At 34.2% G+C, this 25,690-nt stretch carries 26 protein-coding genes and 3 pseudogenes; 21 read left to right on the plus strand and 8 right to left on the minus strand.

Annotated features, from left to right (window positions below):
* Positions 1 to 293 precede the first annotated feature (293 nt).
* From ACU8YW_RS12875 to ACU8YW_RS12900, 6 genes are all read left to right on the plus strand, one after another.
* Complete coding sequence (locus ACU8YW_RS12875; RefSeq protein WP_446894095.1) at positions 294 to 458, plus strand: hypothetical protein; 165 nt, start codon at positions 294 to 296, stop codon at positions 456 to 458.
* A gap of 21 nt (positions 459 to 479) precedes the next feature.
* Entirely contained in the window at positions 480 to 1,961 is a 1,482-nt protein-coding gene (locus tag ACU8YW_RS12880; protein WP_446894112.1) for a distal tail protein Dit, read from the plus strand.
* The gene (locus ACU8YW_RS12885) at positions 1,958 to 5,017 is read left to right on the plus strand and encodes a phage tail spike protein (RefSeq protein WP_446894096.1); all 3,060 of its coding nucleotides are present in this window, start codon (positions 1,958 to 1,960) and stop codon (positions 5,015 to 5,017) included. The genes ACU8YW_RS12880 and ACU8YW_RS12885 overlap by 4 nt, the downstream gene beginning before the upstream one ends.
* Before the next feature lie 268 nt (positions 5,018 to 5,285).
* Entirely contained in the window at positions 5,286 to 6,674 is a 1,389-nt protein-coding gene (locus ACU8YW_RS12890; RefSeq protein WP_446894097.1) for an outer membrane protein assembly factor BamB family protein, read from the plus strand.
* Between the two features lie 87 nt (positions 6,675 to 6,761).
* Positions 6,762 to 7,187 (plus strand): phage holin family protein, encoded by a 426-nt coding sequence (locus ACU8YW_RS12895; protein ID WP_446894098.1) that lies wholly within the window; start codon positions 6,762 to 6,764, stop codon positions 7,185 to 7,187.
* Complete coding sequence (locus ACU8YW_RS12900) at positions 7,187 to 7,984, plus strand: GH25 family lysozyme (RefSeq protein WP_446894099.1); 798 nt, start codon at positions 7,187 to 7,189, stop codon at positions 7,982 to 7,984. The genes ACU8YW_RS12895 and ACU8YW_RS12900 overlap by 1 nt, the downstream gene beginning before the upstream one ends.
* A gap of 69 nt (positions 7,985 to 8,053) precedes the next feature.
* Here ACU8YW_RS12900 and ACU8YW_RS12905 read toward each other — a convergent pair whose 3' ends face one another.
* The 4 genes from ACU8YW_RS12905 to ACU8YW_RS12920 form a co-directional block, all read right to left on the minus strand.
* On the minus strand, positions 8,054 to 8,482 hold the full coding sequence (locus ACU8YW_RS12905) for an SMI1/KNR4 family protein (RefSeq protein WP_446894100.1): 429 nt from the start codon (positions 8,480 to 8,482) through the stop codon (positions 8,054 to 8,056).
* Positions 8,482 to 9,456: a WXG100 family type VII secretion target gene (locus tag ACU8YW_RS12910; RefSeq protein ID WP_446894101.1), complete on the minus strand. Its 975-nt coding sequence runs from the start codon at positions 9,454 to 9,456 to the stop codon at positions 8,482 to 8,484. Before ACU8YW_RS12910 ends, ACU8YW_RS12905 begins: the two co-directional genes overlap by 1 nt.
* 95 nt (positions 9,457 to 9,551) lie before the next feature.
* The gene (locus ACU8YW_RS12915; protein ID WP_446894102.1) at positions 9,552 to 9,833 is read right to left on the minus strand and encodes a hypothetical protein; all 282 of its coding nucleotides are present in this window, start codon (positions 9,831 to 9,833) and stop codon (positions 9,552 to 9,554) included.
* Between the two features lie 881 nt (positions 9,834 to 10,714).
* Entirely contained in the window at positions 10,715 to 10,936 is a 222-nt protein-coding gene (locus tag ACU8YW_RS12920; RefSeq protein ID WP_446894103.1) for a hypothetical protein, read from the minus strand.
* A 980-nt stretch (positions 10,937 to 11,916) separates the two neighbouring features.
* Here ACU8YW_RS12920 and ACU8YW_RS12925 point away from each other — a divergent pair.
* Together ACU8YW_RS12925 and ACU8YW_RS12930 are read left to right on the plus strand one after the other, a co-directional pair.
* A complete protein-coding gene (locus ACU8YW_RS12925) occupies positions 11,917 to 12,180 on the plus strand; it encodes a hypothetical protein (RefSeq protein WP_097856933.1) in 264 nt (87 codons plus the stop codon).
* A 258-nt stretch (positions 12,181 to 12,438) separates the two neighbouring features.
* Positions 12,439 to 13,308, plus strand: a complete 870-nt coding sequence (locus tag ACU8YW_RS12930; RefSeq protein ID WP_446894104.1) for a hypothetical protein — start codon at positions 12,439 to 12,441, stop codon at positions 13,306 to 13,308.
* A 301-nt stretch (positions 13,309 to 13,609) separates the two neighbouring features.
* Here ACU8YW_RS12930 and ACU8YW_RS12935 read toward each other — a convergent pair whose 3' ends face one another.
* Together ACU8YW_RS12935 and ACU8YW_RS12940 are read right to left on the minus strand one after the other, a co-directional pair.
* A complete protein-coding gene (locus ACU8YW_RS12935) occupies positions 13,610 to 14,074 on the minus strand; it encodes a restriction endonuclease (RefSeq protein WP_446894105.1) in 465 nt (154 codons plus the stop codon).
* A gap of 36 nt (positions 14,075 to 14,110) precedes the next feature.
* Positions 14,111 to 14,305 (minus strand): helix-turn-helix transcriptional regulator, encoded by a 195-nt coding sequence (locus tag ACU8YW_RS12940; RefSeq protein WP_097857572.1) that lies wholly within the window; start codon positions 14,303 to 14,305, stop codon positions 14,111 to 14,113.
* Between the two features lie 152 nt (positions 14,306 to 14,457).
* Here ACU8YW_RS12940 and ACU8YW_RS12945 point away from each other — a divergent pair, with 152 nt between their 5' ends.
* From ACU8YW_RS12945 to ACU8YW_RS12960, 4 genes are all read left to right on the plus strand, one after another.
* Positions 14,458 to 14,760 carry a hypothetical protein gene (locus ACU8YW_RS12945; RefSeq protein WP_327961239.1) on the plus strand — a complete coding sequence of 101 codons (303 nt, stop codon included), beginning with the start codon at positions 14,458 to 14,460 and terminating at the stop codon, positions 14,758 to 14,760.
* Complete coding sequence (locus ACU8YW_RS12950; protein ID WP_000156984.1) at positions 14,757 to 14,939, plus strand: hypothetical protein; 183 nt, start codon at positions 14,757 to 14,759, stop codon at positions 14,937 to 14,939. Before ACU8YW_RS12945 ends, ACU8YW_RS12950 begins: the two co-directional genes overlap by 4 nt.
* A gap of 118 nt (positions 14,940 to 15,057) precedes the next feature.
* Positions 15,058 to 16,248 (plus strand): FtsK/SpoIIIE domain-containing protein, encoded by a 1,191-nt coding sequence (locus ACU8YW_RS12955; protein ID WP_446894106.1) that lies wholly within the window; start codon positions 15,058 to 15,060, stop codon positions 16,246 to 16,248.
* Positions 16,190 to 16,810, plus strand: a complete 621-nt coding sequence (locus ACU8YW_RS12960) for a replication-relaxation family protein (protein ID WP_446894107.1) — start codon at positions 16,190 to 16,192, stop codon at positions 16,808 to 16,810. Before ACU8YW_RS12955 ends, ACU8YW_RS12960 begins: the two co-directional genes overlap by 59 nt.
* Before the next feature lie 182 nt (positions 16,811 to 16,992).
* Here the strand turns inward: ACU8YW_RS12960 and ACU8YW_RS12965 are convergent.
* Positions 16,993 to 17,193 (minus strand): annotated as a pseudogene (locus ACU8YW_RS12965) (DUF1657 domain-containing protein).
* 412 nt (positions 17,194 to 17,605) lie between these two features.
* Here ACU8YW_RS12965 and ACU8YW_RS12970 point away from each other — a divergent pair.
* The 6 genes and pseudogenes from ACU8YW_RS12970 to ACU8YW_RS12995 all read left to right on the plus strand — a co-directional run bounded on the left by ACU8YW_RS12970 (position 17,606) and on the right by ACU8YW_RS12995 (position 22,014).
* Positions 17,606 to 17,914 carry a gamma-type small acid-soluble spore protein gene (locus tag ACU8YW_RS12970; protein WP_306008562.1) on the plus strand — a complete coding sequence of 103 codons (309 nt, stop codon included), beginning with the start codon at positions 17,606 to 17,608 and terminating at the stop codon, positions 17,912 to 17,914.
* Between the two features lie 54 nt (positions 17,915 to 17,968).
* Positions 17,969 to 18,261 (plus strand): annotated as a pseudogene (locus ACU8YW_RS12975) (replication-relaxation family protein); the annotation flags it as partial.
* A gap of 140 nt (positions 18,262 to 18,401) precedes the next feature.
* Positions 18,402 to 20,144: pseudogene (locus ACU8YW_RS12980) on the plus strand (RNaseH domain-containing protein); the annotation flags it as partial.
* A gap of 209 nt (positions 20,145 to 20,353) precedes the next feature.
* Complete coding sequence (locus tag ACU8YW_RS12985) at positions 20,354 to 21,127, plus strand: DUF3959 family protein (RefSeq protein WP_097908456.1); 774 nt, start codon at positions 20,354 to 20,356, stop codon at positions 21,125 to 21,127.
* 127 nt (positions 21,128 to 21,254) lie between these two features.
* The gene (locus ACU8YW_RS12990; RefSeq protein ID WP_088063584.1) at positions 21,255 to 21,671 is read left to right on the plus strand and encodes a DUF3995 domain-containing protein; all 417 of its coding nucleotides are present in this window, start codon (positions 21,255 to 21,257) and stop codon (positions 21,669 to 21,671) included.
* A 139-nt stretch (positions 21,672 to 21,810) separates the two neighbouring features.
* Positions 21,811 to 22,014, plus strand: a complete 204-nt coding sequence (locus tag ACU8YW_RS12995) for a hypothetical protein (protein WP_000878362.1) — start codon at positions 21,811 to 21,813, stop codon at positions 22,012 to 22,014.
* A 247-nt stretch (positions 22,015 to 22,261) separates the two neighbouring features.
* Here the strand turns inward: ACU8YW_RS12995 and ACU8YW_RS13000 are convergent, their stop codons facing one another.
* Positions 22,262 to 22,474, minus strand: a complete 213-nt coding sequence (locus ACU8YW_RS13000; protein ID WP_048547123.1) for a hypothetical protein — start codon at positions 22,472 to 22,474, stop codon at positions 22,262 to 22,264.
* A 230-nt stretch (positions 22,475 to 22,704) separates the two neighbouring features.
* Here ACU8YW_RS13000 and ACU8YW_RS13005 point away from each other — a divergent pair, with 230 nt between their 5' ends.
* From ACU8YW_RS13005 to ACU8YW_RS13015, 3 genes are all read left to right on the plus strand, one after another.
* Positions 22,705 to 23,709 carry a DUF1835 domain-containing protein gene (locus ACU8YW_RS13005; RefSeq protein WP_426934306.1) on the plus strand — a complete coding sequence of 335 codons (1,005 nt, stop codon included), beginning with the start codon at positions 22,705 to 22,707 and terminating at the stop codon, positions 23,707 to 23,709.
* Between the two features lie 149 nt (positions 23,710 to 23,858).
* A complete protein-coding gene (locus tag ACU8YW_RS13010; RefSeq protein ID WP_088063586.1) occupies positions 23,859 to 24,263 on the plus strand; it encodes a hypothetical protein in 405 nt (134 codons plus the stop codon).
* Positions 24,264 to 24,422: 159 nt separating this feature from the next.
* Complete coding sequence (locus tag ACU8YW_RS13015; protein WP_088063587.1) at positions 24,423 to 25,658, plus strand: cytochrome P450 family protein; 1,236 nt, start codon at positions 24,423 to 24,425, stop codon at positions 25,656 to 25,658.
* Positions 25,659 to 25,690 lie beyond the last annotated feature (32 nt).

Genomic DNA, 25,690 nt, shown 5'->3' on the forward strand with positions numbered 1-25,690 from the left:
GAATTCGGGGAAACCTAAGGACAATTGTCTATGGCAATCCCGAGCCAAGCCTGTACGGAAACGACAGGAAGGTGTAGAGACTAGGTAAAGTAGCCTAAGCTAAAAGTATGGCGAAATATCCAAGAGCGCACGACACCCAATGAATGGGTGATGATATAGTCCGATACTCCAGTGAAAACCGGAGAGTTAAGGATAAAGAGCCTTAACATAACAATTGTGGTGATGCGAGAGGGTATGACGAAACAGTTTTACCTCTTCGAAAACAAACCTTCGATGCGATTGCTAATGGAATAATGGGGGCGCTACCATTAGCACAACAAGTAGGGGCGCAACAATATGCGTCACAAGGTCCAACTATTTTGCAAGTTAATTTAAATGGACGAGAAATAGCAAGGGAAATATACACAGATGTTAATGAATTTCAAGAACAAGAAAAAGAAAGACGTAAAGTATTTTAGGCAGGTGATGGTATGACTGGAATTAGTTTCTTTAGCTTTAACGGGAAAAGGAATCCAAATGTAATTCCATTGCGGGGTAAAAAGCGCCCTGCATGGGCTCCTTTGGAGCGTACATTCCTTGAAGTTCCTCACTATCCAGGGGGCCGTTTGATAAGAACGCAAACGAAAATGAGAAAAATAATTGTACCAGTTTCATTGTTATATGAATCTATGGAAGAAGCAGAAAAATTAAAAGAAGAGATAGCTGATTGGCTTATTACGGATCAACCTCAGGAACTTGTTTTTGATGACGAAAAAGATCGTACGTACTTAGCTGTTATTGATGAAGCATTCGACCTAGAACAATTAGTAAATTTAGGAGAAGGAGTACTTACTTTCATTTGTCCGATGCCTTATAAATTGGGTAAAGTACAAATTTATCCATTTGTACAAGATTGGTCTACTGAAATTACTTCTTATTTCACGAATAAAGGGAGCGTAGAAGCTCTACCAATAATTGAAATGACTGTGAAAAAGCCAAGTACTTTTTTAGATGTATGGTTTGGAGAGTATCCGCATAATCGTGATTATTTTAGAGTCGGCTACCCTCTGACTGTGGAAGAAACCACAGTACAAGAACGAGAAAGAGTCATGTGGGATGAAATGGCTACTCCTATAGGATGGACACCTGTTACTGGACAATTCGATGATATGAAAGGAACAGGTAGTTTTAAATCGAGGGGTGGTTATGCGCTGTATTGTGAAGATTACGGAAAAGAGGTAGGATTCTACGGTGCTATAGCCAAGAAAAACATTCCGGGCGGCCCATTACAAGACTTTGAAATGGAGGCATGGATGACTTTAAAGTCCAAAAATATAGGTGAAATGGGTCGTGTTGAAGTTCTTCTTCTAGATGAGACGGGTAATCTGGTAACTCGTATCAATATGAATGATCTATATGCAACTGCTGAAATTACAAGGGCACATATGAAAATTGGGAATAGCGGAACACCCAATAGTTTTCGGAAATTAGTTGATACAAGTGGATTTTATTCGACTACATTTAATCAATTCCGAGGTCGTGTACGTATTGCTAGGCGGGGTAAGGTGTGGTCTGTATATGTAGCTAAGTTTATAGATGGTACAGAAACAGATGGCGCTTCGCTTGTGGAACGCTGGATTGATGAAACAGGAAATCCGATGACAGAACGTAAAATTGCACAAGTTATGATTGCAATTTGTAAGTGGGATAATCATCAACCTATTAACGAAATACAAATTGATGATTTAAAGATTTGGAAGGTAAACAAAGTTCCATCTAATACACAACCATACATCTTTGATACTGGAGATAAAATTGTTATCGATACTGAGAAAAGTCTTGTCACGATCAACGGGAGGAATGCAATCAATATAAAAGAAATATTTAGTAATTTTCCTATCATAATACGTGGTGAAAATCGTATCGATATAATGCCACCTGATGTTAATGCAACAATCAGTTATAGGGAGAGATATAGATGAGAACACCAAGTGGAATCCTTCATGTTGTGGATTTTAAAACAGATCAAATTGTAACTGCTATCCAACCGCATGACTATTGGGGCGATAAGCGTCATTGGGAAATTAAAAATAATATAGATACATTAGAATTTAAAACATTCGATGGGACATCACATGCAATTACTTTACAACAACAGAATTTAATCATTAAAGAGGTTCGTGATGGCCGACTGGTACCATATGTAATTAACAATGAGGTTGAAAGAGATTCTGATGATAAGTCGATTACAGTGAACGCTTCCGGAGCTTGGGTGCAAATAGCGAAAGATGGCTATATTATGCCGCAACGAATAGAAAGTAAAACTGTTAACGAATTTATTGACATGGCTCTTGTTGGTACGAAATGGAAGCGCGGTATAACTGAATACGCTGGATTTCATACAATGACAATCGACGAAATTATAGATCCTCTCACATTCTTAAAGAAAATCGCTTCATTATTCGATTTAGAGATTCAGTATCGTGTGGAAGTGGTTGGTTCTCAAATTACCAATTGGTACGTCGATATGATAAAGAAACGTGGTAAGGAAACCGGTAAGGAAGTCGTTTTAGGTAAAGATTTAGTTGGTGTAAGGCGTATCGAACATTCAAGGAATATTTGTACAGCCCTAGTAGGTTTCGTAAAAGGTGAAGGCGATAACATTATTACGGTAGAGAAAATTAATCGCGGTCTCCCTTATATTACAGATAGCGATGCATTCCAGCGATGGAGTGAGAATGGAAAGCATAAATTTGGTTTTTATACACCAGAAACAGAAGATCAAAACATGTCACCAGAACGCTTAATGACACTTATGAAAACTGAATTTAAAAAACGCGTTAATACTTCTGTATCTTATGTAGTTGAAGCACAATCAATTGGACGTGTGTTTGGATTAGCTCATGAGTTAATTAATGAGGGTGATACGATTCGAATTAAAGATACAGGATTTACACCTGAATTGTACTTAGAAGCTCGTGTTATAGCTGGTGATGAATCATTTACTGATCCTACACAAGATAAATATGTGTTTGGTGATTATCGTGAAATTGTTGACCCAAATGAAGAATTAAGAAAGATTTACAATCGTATTCTTAGTTCGCTAGGCAACAAACAAGAAATGATAGATCAGCTAGACAAATTAGTTCAAGAAGCTAACGAAACCGCGAGTAATGCAAAAAAAGAATCAGAAGCAGCGAAAACACTTGCTGAAAAAGTACAGGAGAATATTAAAAACAATACTGTCGAAATCATTGAATCGAAGTACCCACCGACAACAGGACTTATAGACAGAAAAACATTATGGTTAGATATTTCAAATGGTAAGCCTGGTATTTTAAAACTCTGGAAAGATAGTATTTGGGACCCTGTTGTACCTGATATTGAATCAGTAAAGCATGAGGTTTCTGGTCAATTTAATGAAGTGAACGAAACTCTTCAAGGCTTTTCACGTACCATTGTTGATTTGAAAAACGATCAGGGTACCATTGATAAAAAAGTTACATCAATAGAACAAACAGCAAGCGGATTGTCTTCTACAGTTAGTAATTTAAAAAATGTAGTATCAGATCAAGGAAAGAAGCTTACTGAAGCAAATACAAAACTAGAACAACAAGCAACAGCAATTGGAGCAAAAGTTGAGCTTAAACAAGTAGAAGATTATGTTGCTGGGTTTAAGATACCTGAATTGAAACAAACAGTTAATCAGAATAAACAAGATTTATTAGATGAATTAGCCAACAAGCTTGCAACTGAGCAATTTAATCAAAAAATGACTCTAATTGATAACCGCTTTACTATCAATGAACAGGGGATTAATGCAGCAGCAAAAAAGACAGAGGTATATACGAAGTCGCAATCGGATGGACAATTTGCAAAAGATTCTTATGTAAGAGATATGGAGTCACGACTTCAGCTAACAGAAAAAGGTGTTAGTATATCTGTAAAAGAAAACGATGTAATCGCAGCCATTAACATGAGTAAAGAAAACATTAAGTTAAATGCTGCACGAATAGATTTAATTGGTAAAGTTAATGCTGAGTGGATTAAATCTGGATTGCTGACCGGTTGCCAAGTTCGAACATCAAATACAGATAACTACGTAAGCTTAGATGACCAATTTATACGTCTCTATGAAAAAGGGGTTGCTAGATCATTTCTAGGACATTACAGAAGAACAGACGGTTCAGTACAACCAACTTTTATCTTAGGATCAGATGAAAAGACTAGCGCTCCAGCAGGCGCTTTATTTATGTCTCAAGCAGGTGCAGGATGGTCTGGTGCTTATGCAAACATTGGTATTGGCGATGGCATAGAAAATGGTGAAATCAAAAAATCCGTGTATTGGGAATTGCAAAGAAACGGGCTAAGTGTTCTAAACGCTAATGATTACCATGTTTTTTATGCTGGGAATGGGAGTTGGTATTTTAGACGAGGAAAAACTGGGTTATATCAAACTTCGTTAGTCCTTGAAGATAATGGTGCAGATTCTGATTTAAGATTACCTAATATCACTTTACGTAATAGCCGTGCAGCAGGATATACAGGTATCATTCAAGTCAAGTCACCTGTTACTCAGAATGGATGGGGGTCTGTTCAAGGTAATTTCATGAGCCCTTCATTACGGGAATATAAATCTAACATTCGTGATGTTTCTTTTTCAGCCTTAGAAAAAATCAGGAATGTACGAGTAAGACAATTTAACTATAAGAATGCGGTAAACGAGCTTTACAAAATGAGAGCAGAGAAAGATTCTAGTGATTCACCATTGACAACAGAAGATATTAAAACATACTACGGAGCAATTGTAGATGAATGTGATGAAGCATTTGTGGATGAAAGTGGGAAAGGAATTCACTTGTATTCATACGCATCTATTGCAATTAAAGCTTTACAGGAAGTTGATACAACAGTACAGGAACAGGAGATTGAAATTACAAATCTAAAATCACAAGTAGCTAGTCAGGAAGATCGGATAGCCCGATTAGAAGAATTATTACTACAACAATTAATAAATAAGAAACCAGAGCAGCCATAAGCTGTTTTTTATTTTGCACAAAATACGGCTTTTATAGGCACTCGAAGGAATGCTTTTCTTTTATCTATTGTATTTTATATCTAATCTAGTAGATTCTTTATGGGAAATGGTAATTAAAGGAGGAAGATATAGTGATTTATAACAAGTAGATGACAGGATTTCTTTTTTTGTTAAATGTTTTAAAATTATTCAATCATAATATAAAGTAACAGTGATATAATAGTTAGTGTTATGTATCCAATTTAATATCACATTTAGGAGGTATATTATGAAAAAGAAGTTTATGTTAATGATGCTTCTGTTTGCATTGATGGTAGGATTAAATCCTAATTCAATGACAAAAGCAGAAACCACAAGTACACAAGGTGAACAATTCGAACAAGGAAAGTATGATCTGCAAGCTGAATTTCCATTTGGACAGAACTGGAACAAGAACTCACCTTATGCTGGACCAGAAACAGGTAAAGTGAAATGGGAATACAAGCTTTATAAAGATAGTGCTGTCCCAAATAAAACTTTTGAGTATCAACCAGCAATTGGGAGTGATGGGACGATTTATATTGGAAACTCCACTAGAAAATTGTATGCGTTTAATAAAGATGGTTCAATTAAATGGATTAAAGATGGTGTAGCAAATTCATCTAGTACACCGGTTATAGCAGAAGATGGAACTATTTATGTTACAAGCGAGAAACTAACAGCTTTAAATCCTGATGGTTCAATTAAATGGCAAGTCAAAGACGCAAGTACTTCTAGCAGTCCTATTATAGACAGTGAAGGTACAGTTTATGTACATAATTCAAAATCAATAACTGCGTATAATTCGAATGGATCAAAAAAATGGGAATCAAGTCAGATGTTTAAAGGAGCTACTAGTAGTAAGAATTCTATGCTCATGTCAAAAGATGGAACACTTTATACTTTACTTTCAAGTGGCGAAAACTATTTTCTCTATGCCCATGATAAAAATGGTAAGGAATTATGGAATAAAAGGGTTCGGGGGAATGACGGTAACCCCGGTTTTTCTTTAGGATTAAATAATGAATTATTTATAAATGGTGGATCTGTTTTTTATGTTTTTGATAAAGATGGAAATCTAATAAAGCAGTGGAAGCAAAGTGAGATAGCCGCGAGATATGCTCCTACAATCTCTTCGAAGGATGGGACAATTTATATAGCTACAAGTGGCGGGGTAACTGCGTATAATCGAGACTACACATTAAAGTGGGAATACTCGACGGGTCAAGGGGTTGAGCACTCACCTGTAATAGATAAAAATGGTGTAGTCTATGTTAAGGCAAGACAAGCATTATTCGCAGTAAACCCAGATGGAACACTAAAATGGAAGATGCCATTTTCAGCATTTCATAAGGGTTCTTCAAATAATTCTATAAGCATTGATAAAGATGGAACTTTATATCTTGCAGGATATGTGCCAAACACAAATAACAACGGTCCTAGTGGAACGTATTATTCATTAGTCGCTATTGGTGACTCTTATACAGACACTGTATGTACTAAAGAGAGTGCATACATGGAAGTGCTTAAATCGCTGGAAGCAAAAAGTAAGAATGCTAAATTAACAGATGAAGAGAAGTCGGAAGCACGTGATATTTTAAAGAAGTTATCGGATGATCTTGATAAAACAGATAAATAAAATTAATTGGGTTAATGCAATTAAATGGTTTTTGAGAAAAGAGGGACACGCGTCTCTCTTTTTTATTATAAATAAGGAGATGGAAAGATGGATCGTATTGATGTATTAATAAAGGCATTTATCGCTACATTTGGTGGCCTCTGTGGATACTTTTTAGGAGGGTGGGATACAACATTGAAAGTTCTCGTTATCATGGCAGCCATCGACTATATCACTGGGGTATTGGCAGCAGGAATTAATGGAGAGCTAAAAAGCAAGGTTGGTTTTAAAGGCATCGCCAAAAAGGTGGTGCTTTTTCTTTTGGTTGCAGCTGCTACTCAAGCTGATGCAGTTATGGGAACAAACAGTGCAATTCGTGAAGCGACGATTTTCTTTTTCATCGGAAATGAGTTGCTGTCTCTTTTAGAAAATGCAGGACGAATGGGAATTCCACTTCCACAAGCATTAACAAATGCCGTGGAGATTTTGGGTGGTAAACAGAAACAAGAAGATAAAAAAGGAGCGGATCAATAATGGGACAGATCGTAGATATTTCAAAATGGAACGGTAATATTAACTGGTCTGTAGCAAAACAGTACTTGGATTTTGTAATTGCTCGTGTGCAAGATGGCTCAAACTATGTAGATCCATTATATAAAGGCTATGTACAAGCGATGAAGCAGCATAACATTCCTTTTGGTAACTATGCATTTTGCCGATTTGTTTCAATTGCTGATGCGAAGAAGGAAGCACAAGACTTCTGGAGCCGCGGTGACAAGGGTGCTACTGTTTGGGTTGCAGATGTAGAAGTGAAAACAATGGATGATATGAGAGTGGGGACACAAGTTTTTATCGATGAGTTATACCGTTTAGGTGCTAAGAAAGTTGGTTTATATGTCGGTCATCATATGTATGCACATTGTGGTATGGCGAACGTAAAAAGTGATTTTGTATGGATTCCGCGTTATGGCGGTAATAAGCCAGCATATCCTTGCGATATTTGGCAGTACACGGAAACAGGAAATGTACCAGGTATCGGTAAGTGTGACCTGAATTCGCTTGTTGGGAGCAAGTCATTGTCTTGGTTTACTGGAGCAGTGCAAGAGCAAGTTCAAACAACTAAACTAAATATCATCCAATCAGGAGCATTTTCAAGAGAGTATATTGAAGATGTTATGGGAGCATTGACATCGTTAAAAATGACAGCTAAGTTCATTTTACAACTTGATGGATTAGCATATTTTATTTCTGATCCAACTTCAGATGCTCAATTAAATGCGATGAAGGAGTACCTTGATCGTAGAGATTGGTGGTATGAGTATTTGAAGTAAAACAAAAGGATAGCTTAATCAAAAATAACAGCCGACTCGATATAAATGATTCGGCTGTTATTTTTTTAACTATGACAATAATTCCTCTACTCCGACACCATCTATTAACAATGCTTTTAATGAAGGAGCTAGTTTAATCGCTTCTTCAATATCTAAATCTCCAAAATCCACTGTATATAATCCGAATCCTTCTTTTCCATCTACATATAATAATGCTTTTCCGCCTTCATCATCACCGATTGCCAGTGAATTTGGTATATATTTTTGAATATCATGTGCTTCATTCATCTCTATGCAATCAGTAGGGCCCCAAATACGTATGTAAAGTTCATTTTGTACATTAATCTCTGCGTTTGTACAATTTTGGATTACTTCTAAATAATCTAATGGTACATCTATTGATGAGAACTTTTGTAATTCTTGAATGGCCTCTTTACTCGCTGGCGATTCCTGAGCTTCTAAAGTGAAGGCCTCGTTTAATTTTTCTAGAATATTCATTAATGATCAATCCTTTCATACTTTACCTTTAATTTATCAAGCATTTTATATTGCTGTTCTAAAGTTTCTGAAATGTTTTCTTTAGAGAATCCGGCGTGTTCAAAATCAGATACTAGATTTTTTAATTCATCTTGTAAAGTAGAGCTCCATTTTCCATTGCCTGAACTTAAACGCTCATCACGCCTTAGATTCTGTGCATTAGAAATAATGGTGTGAGGTAATCCTTTTCCGGTTTCAATAGTCACTGTTGGTGCGAGCTTTGGATCATATCCATACTTACCTAAATTTTCTTTTGCCCATTGTTGCTGTAAGCCATGATGAGATTGTAAATTACCGCCATTTGGTCCTCGACCCTTAGGCTTAGGCATTGAATCACGATGTGTTTTATTAAATAATACAAAATTTGGTTTTGCGCTGGTTACAGCTTTAGTAGCCTCAACGGCCTCAGTGGTCATTTTTACCCCTTTACCCACTTTAGCAAGTTTCCCAACTGGTGTAAGACCAGCTACTGCCATTCCACCCGCAAAGATTCTATCCCAGGTTGATAGTTTTTCACCAGTAGATGGATCAACACCATCCCACGCTCTTTTAATATCATACTCACCACTTATTTCACCAGCTATATCTCGAGCTAGTTTACCGCCATCAAAACCTTTTTCTTCAGAGGAAGGTTTACCACACATTGCACCTTCTTCCATTGTAACATCTTGATTATCTGTATTACGAAATTTTTCGGCAATTCGTTTCAAATCTTCTTCTACCTGTATAAGTGAATTGATAGATGTAAAAGCTTTTGGTCTCGCATCATTGAACATTTGAATGAACTGTTGATTAGAGGCACCAATCCATTGAGAACACAATTGATCTATTTCATTACATAAATTATTATGTATAGATTCTAATGCGATTCTGGTATTATTTGCACGATTAGCCACTTCTTCTAGCATTTCAGGTGTTACTTTGATTTGAACCATTTTTTTCCTCCCTTTCCCAATTTAAATTATGTGATAAAAAGAAAAAAATGTAAATATGGAAATTTTAGATTAGTATAATAATATTTATTTCATATTTAAACAGGGTCGCCTGGTTGATGCGGATCTTGTGGAATAGTCGGCTCTTGAGGTCTAAACACCCTTAGGCTAAACAGTTGCCGTGGTGGAATCGTAAATGTAACGGGTCCAACAAACGGAGTTACTCCTTCAGGCTCACAATAGATACAACCACCGTTTCGTGTAGCAACATCTGAACCGCCGTTGCCATTTCCGTCGTCCTCGTTAATTAGCTCCCCACAAAGATATCCATAAGAAGGATATACATCACCATCACAAGTATCTTGATAATTCTGTACCACTATAGTAACAGTTTGCGGTTCGTTTGTTTGATTCAGTACAGAAACTTGAATGAAGTACGTGTCCGCATTACGGAATAAAGGACCTTATGTGAACGGTCATAATAATAGTTTGACATATTAATCACGCACCTCTTTTTTAGTACATGCTATGCGAAGAGTAGGAGGGAAGCTTGGACAATAGAGTATAGTTATTTAAGACAGAAATAGAAAAGACCGTCCCATTTAGAGACGGTCTTCTTAATTACTATAACCTAGTATTTATCAGTCCCAAAGACATGTTCTTTGTCTTTAAGCTGGCACTCAAAAACTTAACAATGTTTCTTTTTACAATGACAACAAATAAAGAAACATTTACAACGACACTTATTTCGCTTAAACTTCCAATCGTCATCGCAATTGTGCTTATCTTTAGATTTCCACCAATCGTCATCACAATGATGCTTATCTTTAGATTTCCACCAATCATCACAACAATGATTTTTCTTAGAACTCCAGCAATCATTATTCCAGGACATTTTTTATACCTCCCTTCGATTAGGGTTCATATTATTCTATGTTTTAGTAAAAAGAATGCTTGTTTATTAACCTACTATTTTACTTTTCTTTGATAGAGAGATTCTACTAGATACATAATTCATACAAACTATACTAATTTTTAAGAGATAGTGGAGAGAACTACTAGTTGTGGCATTAATCAATAAATACTAGTTGAAGAAAAATATTCTCGTATTAAATAATATCTTCTCTTGGGATACGCTTTTTAGGTGTATATTTCACAATAGCGAAGGAAAAACATACTATATAAATGCAAATGAAGCTTATGTGTATGTGAAGTAAAAAGAAGCCGTCCTGTTGGGTGGCTTTTTTAAGTTTATAACGTATTAAATGGGATCAACTGGCATGAATGCTTCTGTTGGCGTAAACTGCCCGTTCAACACCGTATTCCCTTGCTGAATTACACCTGCAAAGTTGATGCCCCATGTGTTTATGGTAACTGGTCGGACAGGTTCTTGTGGAGTGAAAGGGTCTTGTGGTAACGTCACACGAACTACGTAAATAGGGTCTTGCGGAATAATCGGCTCTTGTGGAATAAACACCCGCATGCTAAACAGTTGCCGTGGTGGAATCGTAAATGTTACTGGACCAACAAACGGATTTACGCCTTCAGGCTCGCAATAGATACACCCTCCGTTGCCATTTCGATTACTTACTTCATCATCCGACCCACCGTTATCATTGTTAATTAACTCTCCACAAAGATATCCATAAGAAGGATATACATCACCATCACAAGTATCTTGATAATTCTGTACCGCTATTGTTACAGTTTGCGGTTCGTCAGTTTGATTGAGTGCAGAAACCTGAATGAAATCTGTGTCTGCATTACGGAATAAAGGGCCTGATGTATACGTTTGGTAACGAGGTTCACAATGGCAATCAAAGTCGCATTTTTTACGTTTCTTCCGGTAGCGCTTATTTGAACGGTCGTAATAATAGCATGTACTAAAAATTACGAACCTCCTTTTAATTGATATTCACTAATTTGTTGAATCTAAATTCTGTATTTAATTCAAAGGCACCTGTATAATACAAAGTTTCTATGATGTAAGATTAGAATTCACAATTGATGCAAAAATAAATGGCTGGGCACAATATGAAGTACACAATAGCAAAGATCAAATGTTTTATATTATAGCAAGCTCAAAGTTAGTTACTGTCAAGAAAAGAGAAATTCACTTTTATTAAGGAAGAACGTTATTATTTTCAATTCTATTATCTAATTTAATAAATAAAAAGTTATCGTAATCTTTGGTAAGTAAAGTATCGAGGTTTTCACAGAGAATGCCTCTGAATATATTATTTGAATTTTCTGAAAAAATAGGGAAACGTTTGGATTTTATATTATTAGTGAGCAAGTCTAAGCAAATTGCAAGAATAAACATAATCTATCTTATAAAGTAGTGAGGCAGTACTAAAATAAGATAAAATTTACTTTACTAGTTTTCTTTTTTTATAGTAAGTAGGTTTGATTCCAAAAGACTTCTTCACTACTTTATAAATTTCAAAGGAAAGGATGATATAAATGGCAGAACATCGTGAAGATGAAATCCGTACTTTGTTACGCGCATTTCAATTAGTAGGAGCGAGAGTTGTATTATTTTTGCCTTCATTTCACGTAGAAGGTTTTATTACTCGAATCGGAGAAACTTTTGTTACACTTCGTCGTGGTAATGGAGAAGGCGTAGAAGTTGAAAGTAATGATAATGGAAATGCACTTGAAAATCCTAACCAAATTAGTGTCAAAATTAGTGATATTTTATCAGTTAGTGATGATCGAGGAGCGTAATTAGCAAGGTGAAAAATGCACTAGGTATTTGTAATCCTAGTGCATTTTTTAATGTTATATAAAATTCAAACAAATAAAAAAGGTATCAAATATGAAATTTGAAATTAATTACATACAAGCCTATTGATGGGACTCTTATCATAATTTATAAAAAAGTTTGAAAAATATAAGTTATATCTATATTTTAGGTAATTGTACTATCACTTTTATACAAGTCATGTTTACAATATAATACAAACCTTTATAGGAGGGGATTATGTGTGTAAGTTCTGTTCAAAGCAAGACAATACCAAATTTAAATTCAGATTATTCGATATAAAACCTATTCCGTTTTTTATTCCATCAAAATCTTTTGCATATTCATCGGATTCTGTTGGATCATCCCATGCTTCAACAGAAACAATAAGACCTCAAGAATCATCCCATGCTTCAACAGAAACAATAAGACCTCAAGAATCATCCCATGCTTCAACAGAAACAATAAGACCTCAAGAATCACCCCATGCTTCAACAGAAACAATAAGACCCCAAGAATCACCCCATGCTTCAACAGAAACAATAAGACCCCAAGAATCACTCCATGTTTCAACAGAAACAATAAGACCCCAAGAATCACCCCATGTTTCAACAGAAACAATAAGACCTCAAGAATCACTCTGTGCTTCAAAAAAAACATCAAGATCAAAAGAAAACTCTGGTACTTCTGCAAAATCATCAAAAATCCAAAAATCTTCTCGAGTTTTATTAAAATTAAGCGATACTTTTGATACGCCACTAACCTTCAAAAAATTTATAATATCGCAAGATAATTCGCAATTATTATTTAATCGAAAAGAATCTTATTACCAAATAGATACATCTAATAATATTGAAAAAATAACAATTGAAATTAAAAAACTACTATATGATTATCAATTAACTAATTTATACATCGTATTATTTTTAGAAGGTATTCATATCAAAGGCTTTATACTGCATATTAGCGAAGAGCTAGTTACTATTATTGGACCAAACTTAAAAGTAGAAAGTAATTCAGCTGATAACATTATAGAATCACCAAACAGAATTAACATAAAAATTGAAATGATTCAAGCGATTGGTGATGCAGGAACTCCTCTCTCAAGCTAAGATAAATTTGTATATCAATATGGATAATATTTATGTATCCATATTGATATACAGCTATCGTGATAAGATGAAATTAATACTTCTTCTTGAGTTTGCATTGAATGTATAAGTTCTCATTTAAGTTGTTTTTGTATATCTTCTGTAACTGTTGGCTTCGGAGTTTTATTTAAATCGTTTAGTATTTCGCAAATTCCTGCGAACTATTCCGACATACTTGTGAACGGTAAGTGTACATAAGTTCTGTTTAAAGCGTGAATTTGTAACGAAAAACCACCGTTCAAAAGTAAGGAGCTTTATATTTTTATGAATTTAGCATGTCGATAAGTGAGTTGCCATCAATTAACTCAATATTCTTATTCGCAGCATATTGCCGTGCATTCTTATTGAAATGACTAAGTGTAACAAAGTATCCTCCAGCTGCATCACCATCAATAATAGCACTATGTAATTTTTGAATGTACGGCCTTCCGATAGATCCCTTTGTATATCTTTTCACTTCAACAAATTTCACTTCATCGTCTTTCCAAAGGATAATGTCTTTTCCGCCATCATTAGAGCCAGGTGTAACTTGTGCTCGATACCCAAGAGAATTAAACAAATCAGCGATTAAGTATTCAAATTTTCGTGTGTCCATTTTCTCTAGATATTCACGATTAGCCTGCTCTCTCAAATGGTTCATACGAATTTCCTCTTCTGAGACATGTGGTGCTTTAAGGATAATTCCTAATCCAAAAACGACGACTAATGAAAGAATAGCCCAAATCATACAATTCACCTCAGTATGAGTATAACCAGCTGAGCACTATTCTATCTCTTCATACCAAATATCCTCTATATGCAATTTGAGAACTTTTGCAATACGATATGCAACAGGCAATGTAGGCGTAGCGCCTTTAATTAAGTTTGTCATAGTTGAATTTGAAATTGATGCTAATTTTGCGACGAAGCTGTACTTTATACCTTTGCTATCTAAAATTTCTTTCAAACGACTTCGCATTATATTTTTCCCTCCTAATAAAAAAGTACTAGGCCTTTCTTTTATTTTTTCGCTTGGACAGGCAAAATCCTTCTTTCTAGGTCATATACCTAAATCAAGACCACGAGGAATACCAAGTGGAATCGAGGACATCAAGAAGGGAGAGGGCGCATATGCGTTGGCAATATTCACATTTAAACGAAACGCCTTACCTGTATCCATCAAAGGAATTAAGAGATATGTATAAAGGTTCAAGTGGTAAAAAAGAAACGAATGCAATCGTGGATCACATGGAAAGACATGAGGTTTTTAATAATCGAGAATATAAAAGATATTACCGTTTATCAAACGATATTATGGAGGATTTATATGAAGATGAGGATGAAGTGTTGGAGTGGGGAGATGTCATCAACGAGTATCAGCCGGTAATGACTTCGAAGGGATTCCAACTTATTAGAAAAGAGGGATTCAAATGACAATCGTTGGTGAAGCAGTAGTAGTATGGACGGCAACTGGTTTGTCAGTGATTACGATGAAAGTTGCAGAAAAAATGGGCCAGAGTGTTCCACATTGGCTTCCACGTATGACCATGTACACAACACTTACAGGCTCATTCTTATATCTTCTACGTTATGTTCTCTTTGCGTTTCTATAAGGGAATATCAACGTGGAATTGTAGGACATTTACTGGTCATTGATATAGAACATGTACGGGAGTCTTCCAAAAATAAGGGATATATACCCTAATAAAGGGTATATGGGGAGTGGAGAAAATGATTGAATTATTACTCGTTCCAGCTGCAGGTTTAACAGTGGCATTATTCGGTGAAAAGTTCAAAAGTAAAAATGATGATAAGCGAAAGATACAAGTGTTTTTTGAGGTAGCTGGTATTGCGATCAAAAGAAATAATGAAGAAAAATTGCAATATCCAAAGTTCCAAAAACAAATTGATGATGATCGTAGTACGACTTATGTATATACCTTACCGTTAGGCATGCCGAGTAAAATCATCCAAAAGGTAGAAGATGTTGTATCGGAAGGATTAAATAAACCAGTGCGTATTCAATACGATAATTATAAATTGAACATTCGCGTATTCCACAGAGATATACCAGAGGAGTGGAATTGGTCAATCGGATTAGTGAAGAAAGGGAAATGGCGCGTTCCAATGGGGCAAAGTCTAGAGAGGTTGATTTATCATGATTTCGATAAAACTCCCCATATGGTATTAGGTGGTCTTACACGAATGGGGAAAACAGTGTTTTTGAAAGTGCTACTTACCACCTTGATTGAAGCGAACCCTGAAAATGCTCACGTATATTTAATTGATTTAAAGGAAAAAGGACTGGAATTTAGCGAGTTTAGTAATTTAAAACAAGTGGTTGAGGTAGCTGATTCAGTCGAAAAGGCACATCGTGTACTCGAAAAAATCATGGAGAAAATTGAAGAGCGCGGGAAACTCATGAAGGAAAATGGTTATAAAAATATAGTTGAGACAAAAGAAAAAGACCGTTTTTTCATCATTGTTGATGAAGGTGCTGTACTTGCCCCGGTAAAAGGGTTGCCGCGTCACGTTAATAAGATCCGAGAAGAGTGTCAGTACATGCTTAGTTATATCGCAACTGTATCGGGCGGATTAGGGTTTCGTTTAATTTTGGCTACACAGTACCCAACGGTTACATCAATTCCATCGGTAGTAAAACAAATGTCTGATGCAAAATTAGGATTTCGATTACCAACAAGAGTGGCATCTGAGGTGGTTCTTGATGAATCTGGATTAGAAACATTACCATCTTTACCTGGTAGAGCGATTTATAAATCAGATCGACTCACCGAAATTCAAGTTCCTTATATTAGCGATGAAATGATGTGGGAACATCTAAAAGAATATGAGGTGGAAAAACATGAACATCCAGAGTCACATGAAGATCAACCGTCAGATGGCGATACTTGCGACGATTAGGAAGTTGCAGTTTGCCACAAGACGACATGTAATGAGTGTGCATGATATAGGTGGTATACGAAATGCAAACAGAATTATGGGCGATTTGAAACCGTATTTAAGTAAAACAATGCAAGGAAAAGAATACGTGTATTATCTCAATAAGGAAGGGCATGCCTTGTTTGGCGATGACGGTAAGGTTGTTTCAAGAGGGAAGTTAGCTCATGCACTGTTACGTAATGAAGCATGGTTGCATTTATTTTGTCCGGATGAGTGGCAGATTGAAACGGATATACGTTATATAAAGAATAAGGAGAAAAAGAAAATAATTCCTGATGTAAAGTTTCGTGATGAAGAAGGGATACTTCATGCAGTCGAGGTAGATTGTTCACAGAAAATGAAAGTGAATGAAGAGAAGTTAAAAAAGTATGAAGAGCTTACGCAGATTTATAAACAAAAGCATAATGGAAAAATGCCGGTGATTCATTTCTTTACGGTAACGAAATACAGAGAAAAGAAATTGGAAGAGTTAGCAGCAAAATATGATATATATGTGAATGTCTATGTGATTCCGAGTATATAAGAGTGTAACAAAAAATAACAGCCTTTATATAGAATTGTTATTTTTACATTTCAAATAAGGCTGTTTATTTCTTAATTTAGAGATTTTTACATATTACGTGTAATAATTGCATTTTGATAATCGTTATCTAAGCTGAGCACTCTTCCATTTGGTCGATATTCTATGTGAAAGGTATTACGTTATTACTTATACTCAGGGTCTTCTTGTTCAATTTGCTCAAGACGAGGATTTAAAGATTCAATAATTTCTTGAGTTTGTTGTGCTGCACCTTTATATAATTGTTTTGCTTGCTGGTTATCAGTATCAAGAACAAATCCTTATAGGCATGCTTGAGCACCCTATAATCCAGCAATAGCTTGTTTAAGTTTAGTGCTTACTGTCATGTAGTTTTTCCTCCTTGTAAATGCACTTCAAAATATAGAATGCCTATTTTGTAATCATAGTACGATTTCCAATTTTAGGGTTATCAGAAATGATAACCCTAAATTAGAGGTATGTGAATAAGAAATTTTACAGTTAATTATTTGAAGGAGGATTTTTTTAACCAATAGATACATGGAATACCGTTAAGTGGTGTTATATTAACTTGAATAGAAAATTTATAAGAAAAATCTGCCGTGTAAGAACGTAATTGACTTACATATTCTATGGCAAAGATTAGCTCCATGGATGGATATCTTGTGCATTTAAATAAAGGATTATTGCTGCAAGAGATATATGTGTCAATTTAAAAAAATCTGTATGGATATCTTCTTGATAGGTTGGTTATATTAACGGTTGTGGAGGTGACAAATAATGGATAAAAATCAACAAGGTCATAATAAAACAATTTCCGGTGCTAGTATTCAAAGTGCAAAACAACAAAATGCTGGCTATGGTACAGAGTTTGCAACTGAAACAAATGTAAATCAAGTAAAACAACAAAATGCTCAATCAGCAGCGAAAAAATCACAAGCTGCTAGTGCTGGCGTTCAAAATGCAAATGCTGGCTATGGTACAGAGTTTGCAACTGAAACAAATGTAAATCAAGTAAAACAACAAAATGCCCAATCAGCAGCGAAAAAATCACAAGCTGTTGGTAAGAATCAGGGCACTGATCAATAACAAAGAAAAATACTCCTCGATTCAAGAGGAGTATTTTTTATGCTGTTTTAATGGGAGTGCCGCTATATAAAAAATAAATAGAAGAAAAAGACTATTCCGGATGTGAGATATCGAGATGAGGAAGGAGTACTTCATGCCATTAGGGTAGATCGTTCGCAAAAGATGAAAGTGAATGAAGAGAAAATAAAAAATACGAAGAGTTCACAAAAATATATAAACAGAAATATAACGGGAAAGTGCCAGTCATTCATTTTTTTACAGTGACAAAATATAGGGAAAGGAAATTAGAAGAGTTAGCAACTAAATATGATGTTTTCGTGAAGGTTTATGTAATAGAAGAAATATAAAAAAGTGCTAACAAGTTTGCAAACGAACTTGCTAACACCTATATAGAATAGACATAAATTATCGCTGGTATGTCTTCTTTGAAAATAGCATTAATTAATGAAATCGCACTTATACGAAATGCTCATAAAATCATTCTTAATATCAAGAATATAACCATCCAGATATTCCTTTGCTTTTGAGAAGAAAACGAGGCATGATTTTAATTTCTACTCCAGAATTTGCATCGAATAATAAAAAAGTTCGGTTTGTAAAACTAAAAGTACAGCAAGCTACAAACGGTATAAAGTGGATAAAGATATTTAGAAATTTAAAAGATGATTTTCATATAGGAGGAGAAGTTGAATTAGAGCATATCCTTCAATATCCGAAAGATTATATGCTAGGAGAAAATCTTAGGGTGTTACTTCCATACAATGAGAGAATATATAAAGTTCAAGGTACTAAAATAAAACCTGGTATAAAAGTAAAGGAAAGAGAGTATTTATTTAAAGGGTTTCAGCAAAAATTCACTGATTTCACATTACTACCAGAATGTAAGAAACTAGCAACAAATAATGAAAATGAATTATTCCCTTTAATTGCACCAAAAGGATTAGAGACTATAACGTTAGAAATATGGTCTGAAAAAATATCGTTGGAAGTTGAACAAGCGTTATTTGAAAGTGAAATTTTGTTAGCTCAAATCGGTGAGTCGTTATATGTATTAAATGCAGATTCTCCAGTATTGTTAAAAATAGTAAGATATAATATTGAAAAAGTATTACAAAATCCATATAAAATGCAATATTGCCAGAAATACAAAACAAATTTAGTAGAGGATGTTATGAAAGCGGTTTATGCTACTGCAGGTGAGCGCAATGATGCGACATTGGCGTTAATCGCAATGGAAAATTGTGATGGGCGTGAAAAAATTGATCCAAAGCAAATCGTTAGAGAAGGGTTTGCACGAACTAACCGTATTTCAGCATTTATTAATTTATTTATTGGCCAAAGTGTATCTCGTACAACAATTATTAATTGTATCCTTAGTTTATTAGAACAAAAAGGATTTTTGAAACGTAGTTGGAATAAAATAAATTTACCTTGTACATATGTTAATTTATCAATTGAGCGAATCTCGAAATTTGATTTCTTACCTATTTTTTCACAAATAAAAGGAAAAGAAATTTCATATAAACTATACGGGAATACAGATTGGCAAACGATTGATCATTTGTTATTAAATGTAAATAAACACAACACCTTTTTACCACAACCTTCAAAAAGAAATGATATGGGAATTCAATTTAAACAATTTGTTTCTGAAACATTAACAGAAATTTTACAACATGCAAAAGAGGAAAATGAGCAAGTATATTTTATTATTGATGCGAATTTAAGAAAATATTGGATAAAAGAGTTACAAAATAAAAAAATTGATATAGATATTTTACCGGAGATTGTTCCTGATGCGCTAAAGGTCCCTAATTTAAACATTATAAGAATAAATACATCTTTTGATACACCAAAATACGGTGTGATAGAACGTGATGATGCTCCTAAAGGTACAAGTTTATATGTAGATCAAAAAGGGATGTATTATAGCACTGGCGAATATACGCTAAATGGTAGTGAAACATTGCAGCGATACATACTTGAAATATTAACGCTAGGTGTAAAACCTGTAGAAAGGAATTATATCGCTAAAATGGTACACTATATGTGCTGTAATTCAAGTATGCTTCAGGAAAAAAATATACATATGCCGTATTCTATGCATATGGCGAAAGTAATAAAGAGCTATATGACTGATATAGATGCAAGAGAGTTTAAAGAGTTTGATGATGAATTGGATGTAGATATAATGAAAATAGAAAAGAAAGATTCAATTATTTTGCTTTAAATAATAGTAGACAAATCCTGCTCGTTATATTGATCAGGATTTGTCATTTTTTCATGTAAATAAGGATATCCTTTGTCATGTATCTTTTCTTTTATGTATTTACTTTATTTACATACAGGATTAAGATATTTTTTAGAAATACAAAATCTACATCATATGGAAAAGCAATATGAATTGATTCAAAAGAAATTTGAAAGGAATGAGGAATTGTGAAGAAATTAGATGTGTTATTAATGCTATTAAGCGGCCTCTTTCCAGTTGCAGGAATTATGAAGCAAATCCCACTAGAACAATCTTTATATATCGGAGGCCTTTTATTTTTTACTAGTTTCGGTAGCTATTTTGCGAAAAAAATATATTCACGTATATGTAGTTGGATAGCGTATGCGCCATTTATAGCACTGCTGTTAGTCATTTGGCATCAAGATATTTCAACAAGTTCAATAATAGGGAATGCGAAAATCGCCGCTTGTATCGCTTTAATTCCATGTTTATTCCGTTTTCGTACATATGGACTTACTTTCGGTTTATTCTCATTATGGGCCGCTTTACTTTGGGATATTAAAGAAGTACAGTCGTTAGTCATACTTGAACGTATGTCGAGTTTAATGACAAGTCATTACTTATATCTTCTACTGTTAGTTGGAGGACTTATATTAGGTGGATTACTTGCGATGTTATTACATCGTAAAGAGCAGGATGATAATAAAGAAAATATAAATCTATTTCAACAAAAAAAGAAGCGCAAAAAATTATCATTTAAGATTCCACTTCCTAGATTACCGAAATTAAAGATCAAATTATTTAAGTTTGGTGGAAAAGTATCAAAACGAAATACGCCAGAAAAAATACGTGAGCATAATTACGAAGAACCAGCTCAAGCTGCAACATATGAAATGACAGAGCAAATAGATCCATATAAAGAAGGTATTGCTCAAGGACAAACGAGGATGGAACGTCGTAGAAATAGGTATAATGCATAAGATATTTGAGTAACCCTTTAATGATTTATCATTGAAGGGTTTTTTTATGTAATTATATAGATTGCTAATGAGGAATTTATAGCATACCCTAAAGTTAAGGACTTAAATAAAATAATGGGAGGACAAAATGCTTATTATTACATATATTTCTGTCTGTATATTATTTTTAGTTAGCTTTTTACATGTTTACTGGGCTTTCGGAGGTAAGTGGGCGACAAATAGTGTCATTCCAACAAAATCTGGAGAAAAGGCGTTTATACCAGGTGTAGGAATGACATTGTTCATTGCTTTATTATTAAGTATGGCGGCAATAATTTTATTACAACAAACAAATGTTGTTCATTTCGAAGTTCCTAATATTATCGTTCAATTGGGCTCCTGGATTTGTATGATTGTTTTTTTTATAAGAGTAATTGGTGAGTTTCATTATTTTGGCATCTTTAAGCGAAAAAAAGATACGTATTTTGCTAAAATGGATACTGTTTTATATATACCACTTTGTGCATTTTTATCTTTAGCATTCTTACTAGCAATTATAACGTGAACATAAAATAGTAACTGCTTTTTCTAAAATAAATAAACGTGAATTGGCAAGGAGTAAAAGTGAGAAATCTAGTAGTAAATAAAAAGGATGTAAGCGTCTTCTTATCGAAATATAGATTATTATGAAAGGCGGTGACACTATGAAGTATGTTAAAGTCTGTATGAATGGCGGAAGTGAACACAAATTCTCGATGACTTTAGATCGGTTTGAAGAACTTATTACTACAGAGAATGGACTATTAGAAAATAAATTAGTTAGTATTGAAAATGTAATGATTAATCCTACTAATATATCTTCTGTAGTTGAAAAAATTGGTGTACCGGCTAAGTTTATGGAAGCTTAAAAATCGGTACATAAAAAACATCCATAGGGATGTTTTTTATGTGTAAATATAATAATTATACAATTAATAAATGAGCAGAATTTTTAGCAATACGTATACATTTGATGTTTAATAGATGCACAATAAAATAAGTACAAGCATATATTATATTGTAGGACAAGACCTTCGTGTCCTACTTAATACTCAGAAAAAACCTCTATCACATGAGAGCATCCGATTGCAGGGTGCTCTTTTTTTATCCGGCTCTTTAACTTTCAATTTTAAACATATCTTTGATGCTCATAAATATTAAAAATAAAATAATAGCAAAAATTAAGTTAGATAAATAGAAATCTTGATGAAATAGTAATTCAAAGATGACATCGAAAACATATAATAAGGCGATAGTAGGTAATATACAAATAAATATAAATCTCCAATTTTTCAAATAATGTTTATAAGTAGTAATCGCTTTCTCCATACATATAGCTCCTATATTTTTTATTTTCTATATAAGTATACATTTAAATAAAGGGATTTACAAAAGAATATTTAGTAATTAAGAATTGTAGGAGAGATTTTTTTTGAAAATGTGGATAGCTGTAGCAATCTGAATAATAAATGCTTTTACTTTAAAAAAACTTTAAAAGAATGATACTAAAATGATACACTATAATATACGTTATTTATGAAATGAATAGAGGGATTTGTATGATAGATAAAATCAAAAATGTTGTAGAGGATATGTACGAAGATGAAGCAAAACATTTACTTCAAAGTATTCTTATTCAGTTGAATTTATTAGAAGAAAACTATAGTGAAGATGCAATTAAAAATTTGATGGATATTCCTAAGCAACTAACGAGTAATACATCATATATAAGAAATGTAAAAGAAAGCTCACACGTACATATTGCGTTTGATGATTCAACAGCTGGATGTTTAAAATATATGTTTAGTCAAGAAGAACAATTGGAAGGGAGGGTTGTCGCTTTTTCTGAATTCTTTTCAATTGGGCCGATAAACAAGCTACATATGAATGAGGGACAACTTGCAAGACAGAAATGGTTAGTAAACAATTTAACTGCTTATGATAATTATTTTGAAGAAGAGTATTTACCAAGGTTTTTAGAAACTATGGAAGAACTACACACTATTCCTATTGAAACACCTATTACAATTTGGAAAGCTAATAACGCACATGAACATGTAGGTCTATGTTTTGTAATGGCGCAATTAAAAGATAAGAAAAACATTCGCGTTATTAATACGTCTGAAGCAAGTAAAGAAATATTAAAAAAAGAGTATGCTATTCGTGGAACTGGAGAGTTAGCACCTGAAAGTTTAGCTCTAATTCAAAAAAGTTTTGTAGAATTGCCATATTTAACTGTAGAGAAACGTATGCAGTTTGAACATGAGTGGGATAGTCTATCGAAAAGTACGGAATTTTTAAGAGTTTGGACAGACAATGAAGTGCGTTCTGTACAAGAAGATTATTTTGATCAATTTATTATTGAATGTGCGAAAAGTATTGGTGCTGATCGAGAATTCCTAAAAGCCCCTAGGGTAATTGGTGAAGCACTTGGTCATGTAGAGCAGTTAGTTGGCGATACGTTTTTAGAATATCGCTTAAAGGAATTAATTAAACAAGAAGTATTTGAATTTGAAGGTTCGTTAGATGAAATGCGTTTTTATAGTGTGAAATTAAGAAAATAATACATCTATTCCGATTATGAAGAAGCTCGTATTTTTAAAATACGAGCTTTATTTTTTTGTTGAATTTAGGCTATACATAAGCTTCCTATAGGAGGCAAATCACATATGAATGTTAAAGGTACTGAATGAAAAGTAGGTGATTTGTTAATATGTATAACCAGCAAAATTATCCATATGATCAAGGGGTGTATTATAATCCACAAAACTACGGGTATGAATCTGTAAATGAAGTGAGAGATATGGAACAAGAAGATTATAGACCAGATGATGCGGAAGATGCTCCAACGTCACCACCACCATCTCAAGCTCCATCGTTACCATCCACATTTGCTTCGCCAGCACAACCAGGAAATATGAAATCATGGATGTGTAACTGTCTAGGAAGATGGGGATTTTTACGTTTACATCGTCCAGGACCTTTCGGGAGAGACTTATGGTTCTTTCCGACTGAAGTGAGAAGAAACGGAGTATCAGGTTACACTTGGCAAGGTGGTCGTCGTCGTAAAGTAAGTTATCGCTATCAACAAATTAGTAATTTCATGTGCTTCGCATAAAGAAAAGTGAGAGAGTAGAAAGATCTTACTCTCTCACTTTTTTATTTTTCAATATATGAAGTAAGATTTTGATTAAAAATTTACAATTTTCACGTTTTTATTAGAGTATAATGCATATGTTGGTTGGTTTTTAAAAACAAATGAGAGTGAGGGAATACAATGTCAATGAAAAATAAAGTTGGGCAAAGAATAGAAGATGGCATTAATTTGGCTTCAGCGCAGTTTAAAGAAGATGCATATGAAATTTATAAAGAATCGCGAAAAATGCAACCTATATTATTTGTAAATGAAGTTGAAATCGGTAAAGAATGGCTCATTACAAGATATGAAGATGCATTGCCACTTCTAAAAGATAATCGCTTAAAAAAAGATGCGGCAAATGTGTTTCCTCAAGATACAACGAACATGTATCTTTCCGTTGACAATAGTGATCATTTAACAACGCACATGTTAAATTCAGATCCACCTAATCACAGTCGTTTACGATCTTTAGTTCAAAAAGCTTTTACACCGAAGATGATTACACAATTAGACGGAAGAATTCAGAGAATAGCGGATGATTTAATAAGAGAGATAGAGCGAAAAGGTACATTAAATCTAGTGGATGATTATTCATTCCCCTTACCAATCATTGTGATTAGTGAGATGCTTGGTATTCCAAAAGAAGATCAAGCGAAATTTAGAATTTGGTCTCATGCTGTCATTGCATCGCCAGAAACACCTGAAGAAATAAAGGAAACCGAAAAACAACTATCTGAGTTTATTACATATCTTCAATATATAGTTGATATAAAACGAAAAGATCCAAAAGAAGATTTGGTTAGTGCGCTAATACTTGCAGAAAATGAAGGGCATAAACTTAGTGCTCCAGAGCTATATTCAATGATAATGCTATTAATCGTAGCAGGGCATGAGACAACAGTGAATTTAATTACGAATACGGTATTAGCACTTCTTGAAAATCCAAATCAATTACAGTTATTAAAAGGTAATCCAAAATTAATTGATTCTGCAATTGAAGAAGGATTGCGTTATTATTCTCCAGTTGAGGTTACAACTGCAAGATGGGCAGCTGAGCCTTTTCAAATTCACGAACAAACAATCCAAAAAGGGGATATGGTTGTCATTGCATTAGCTTCGGCAAACCGCGATGAAACAATATTTGAAAACCCAGATGTATTCGATATTACTCGGGAGAATAATCGTCATATTGCATTTGGGCATGGTAGCCATTTCTGCTTAGGCGCTCCGCTTGCTAGGTTGGAAGCAAAGATTGCTATTACTACTTTGTTTAATCGAATGCCTGCTTTGCAATTAAAAGGAAATCGTGAAGATATTAAATGGCAAGGTAATTATTTAATGCGTTCTTTAGAGGAATTACCATTAACATTCTAGAATATTTATTTTAAGACATGCATACATCGAAA

The organism is Bacillus pretiosus (assembly GCF_052947655.1).

Bases quoted from the DNA above. Each gene is read 5' to 3' on its own strand.
- ACU8YW_RS12875 (WP_446894095.1), top strand. From the start codon at position 294: ATGGGGGCGCTACCATTAGCACAACAAGTAGGGGCGCAACAATATGCG.
- ACU8YW_RS12885 (WP_446894096.1), top strand. From the start codon at position 1,958: ATGAGAACACCAAGTGGAATCCTTCATGTTGTGGATTTTAAAACAGAT.
- ACU8YW_RS12890 (WP_446894097.1), top strand. From the start codon at position 5,286: ATGAAAAAGAAGTTTATGTTAATGATGCTTCTGTTTGCATTGATGGTA.
- ACU8YW_RS12895 (WP_446894098.1), top strand. From the start codon at position 6,762: ATGGATCGTATTGATGTATTAATAAAGGCATTTATCGCTACATTTGGT.
- ACU8YW_RS12900 (WP_446894099.1), top strand. From the start codon at position 7,187: ATGGGACAGATCGTAGATATTTCAAAATGGAACGGTAATATTAACTGG.
- ACU8YW_RS12905 (WP_446894100.1), bottom strand. From the start codon at position 8,482: ATGAATATTCTAGAAAAATTAAACGAGGCCTTCACTTTAGAAGCTCAG.
- ACU8YW_RS12910 (WP_446894101.1), bottom strand. From the start codon at position 9,456: ATGGTTCAAATCAAAGTAACACCTGAAATGCTAGAAGAAGTGGCTAAT.
- ACU8YW_RS12920 (WP_446894103.1), bottom strand. From the start codon at position 10,936: ATGCGGGTGTTTATTCCACAAGAGCCGATTATTCCGCAAGACCCTATT.
- ACU8YW_RS12925 (WP_097856933.1), top strand. From the start codon at position 11,917: ATGGCAGAACATCGTGAAGATGAAATCCGTACTTTGTTACGCGCATTT.
- ACU8YW_RS12935 (WP_446894105.1), bottom strand. From the start codon at position 14,074: ATGATTTGGGCTATTCTTTCATTAGTCGTCGTTTTTGGATTAGGAATT.
- ACU8YW_RS12940 (WP_097857572.1), bottom strand. From the start codon at position 14,305: ATGCGAAGTCGTTTGAAAGAAATTTTAGATAGCAAAGGTATAAAGTAC.
- ACU8YW_RS12945 (WP_327961239.1), top strand. From the start codon at position 14,458: ATGCGTTGGCAATATTCACATTTAAACGAAACGCCTTACCTGTATCCA.
- ACU8YW_RS12950 (WP_000156984.1), top strand. From the start codon at position 14,757: ATGACAATCGTTGGTGAAGCAGTAGTAGTATGGACGGCAACTGGTTTG.
- ACU8YW_RS12955 (WP_446894106.1), top strand. From the start codon at position 15,058: ATGATTGAATTATTACTCGTTCCAGCTGCAGGTTTAACAGTGGCATTA.
- ACU8YW_RS12960 (WP_446894107.1), top strand. From the start codon at position 16,190: ATGAACATCCAGAGTCACATGAAGATCAACCGTCAGATGGCGATACTT.
- ACU8YW_RS12970 (WP_306008562.1), top strand. From the start codon at position 17,606: ATGGATAAAAATCAACAAGGTCATAATAAAACAATTTCCGGTGCTAGT.
- ACU8YW_RS12990 (WP_088063584.1), top strand. From the start codon at position 21,255: ATGCTTATTATTACATATATTTCTGTCTGTATATTATTTTTAGTTAGC.
- ACU8YW_RS12995 (WP_000878362.1), top strand. From the start codon at position 21,811: ATGAAGTATGTTAAAGTCTGTATGAATGGCGGAAGTGAACACAAATTC.
- ACU8YW_RS13000 (WP_048547123.1), bottom strand. From the start codon at position 22,474: ATGGAGAAAGCGATTACTACTTATAAACATTATTTGAAAAATTGGAGA.
- ACU8YW_RS13005 (WP_426934306.1), top strand. From the start codon at position 22,705: ATGATAGATAAAATCAAAAATGTTGTAGAGGATATGTACGAAGATGAA.
- ACU8YW_RS13010 (WP_088063586.1), top strand. From the start codon at position 23,859: ATGTATAACCAGCAAAATTATCCATATGATCAAGGGGTGTATTATAAT.
- ACU8YW_RS13015 (WP_088063587.1), top strand. From the start codon at position 24,423: ATGTCAATGAAAAATAAAGTTGGGCAAAGAATAGAAGATGGCATTAAT.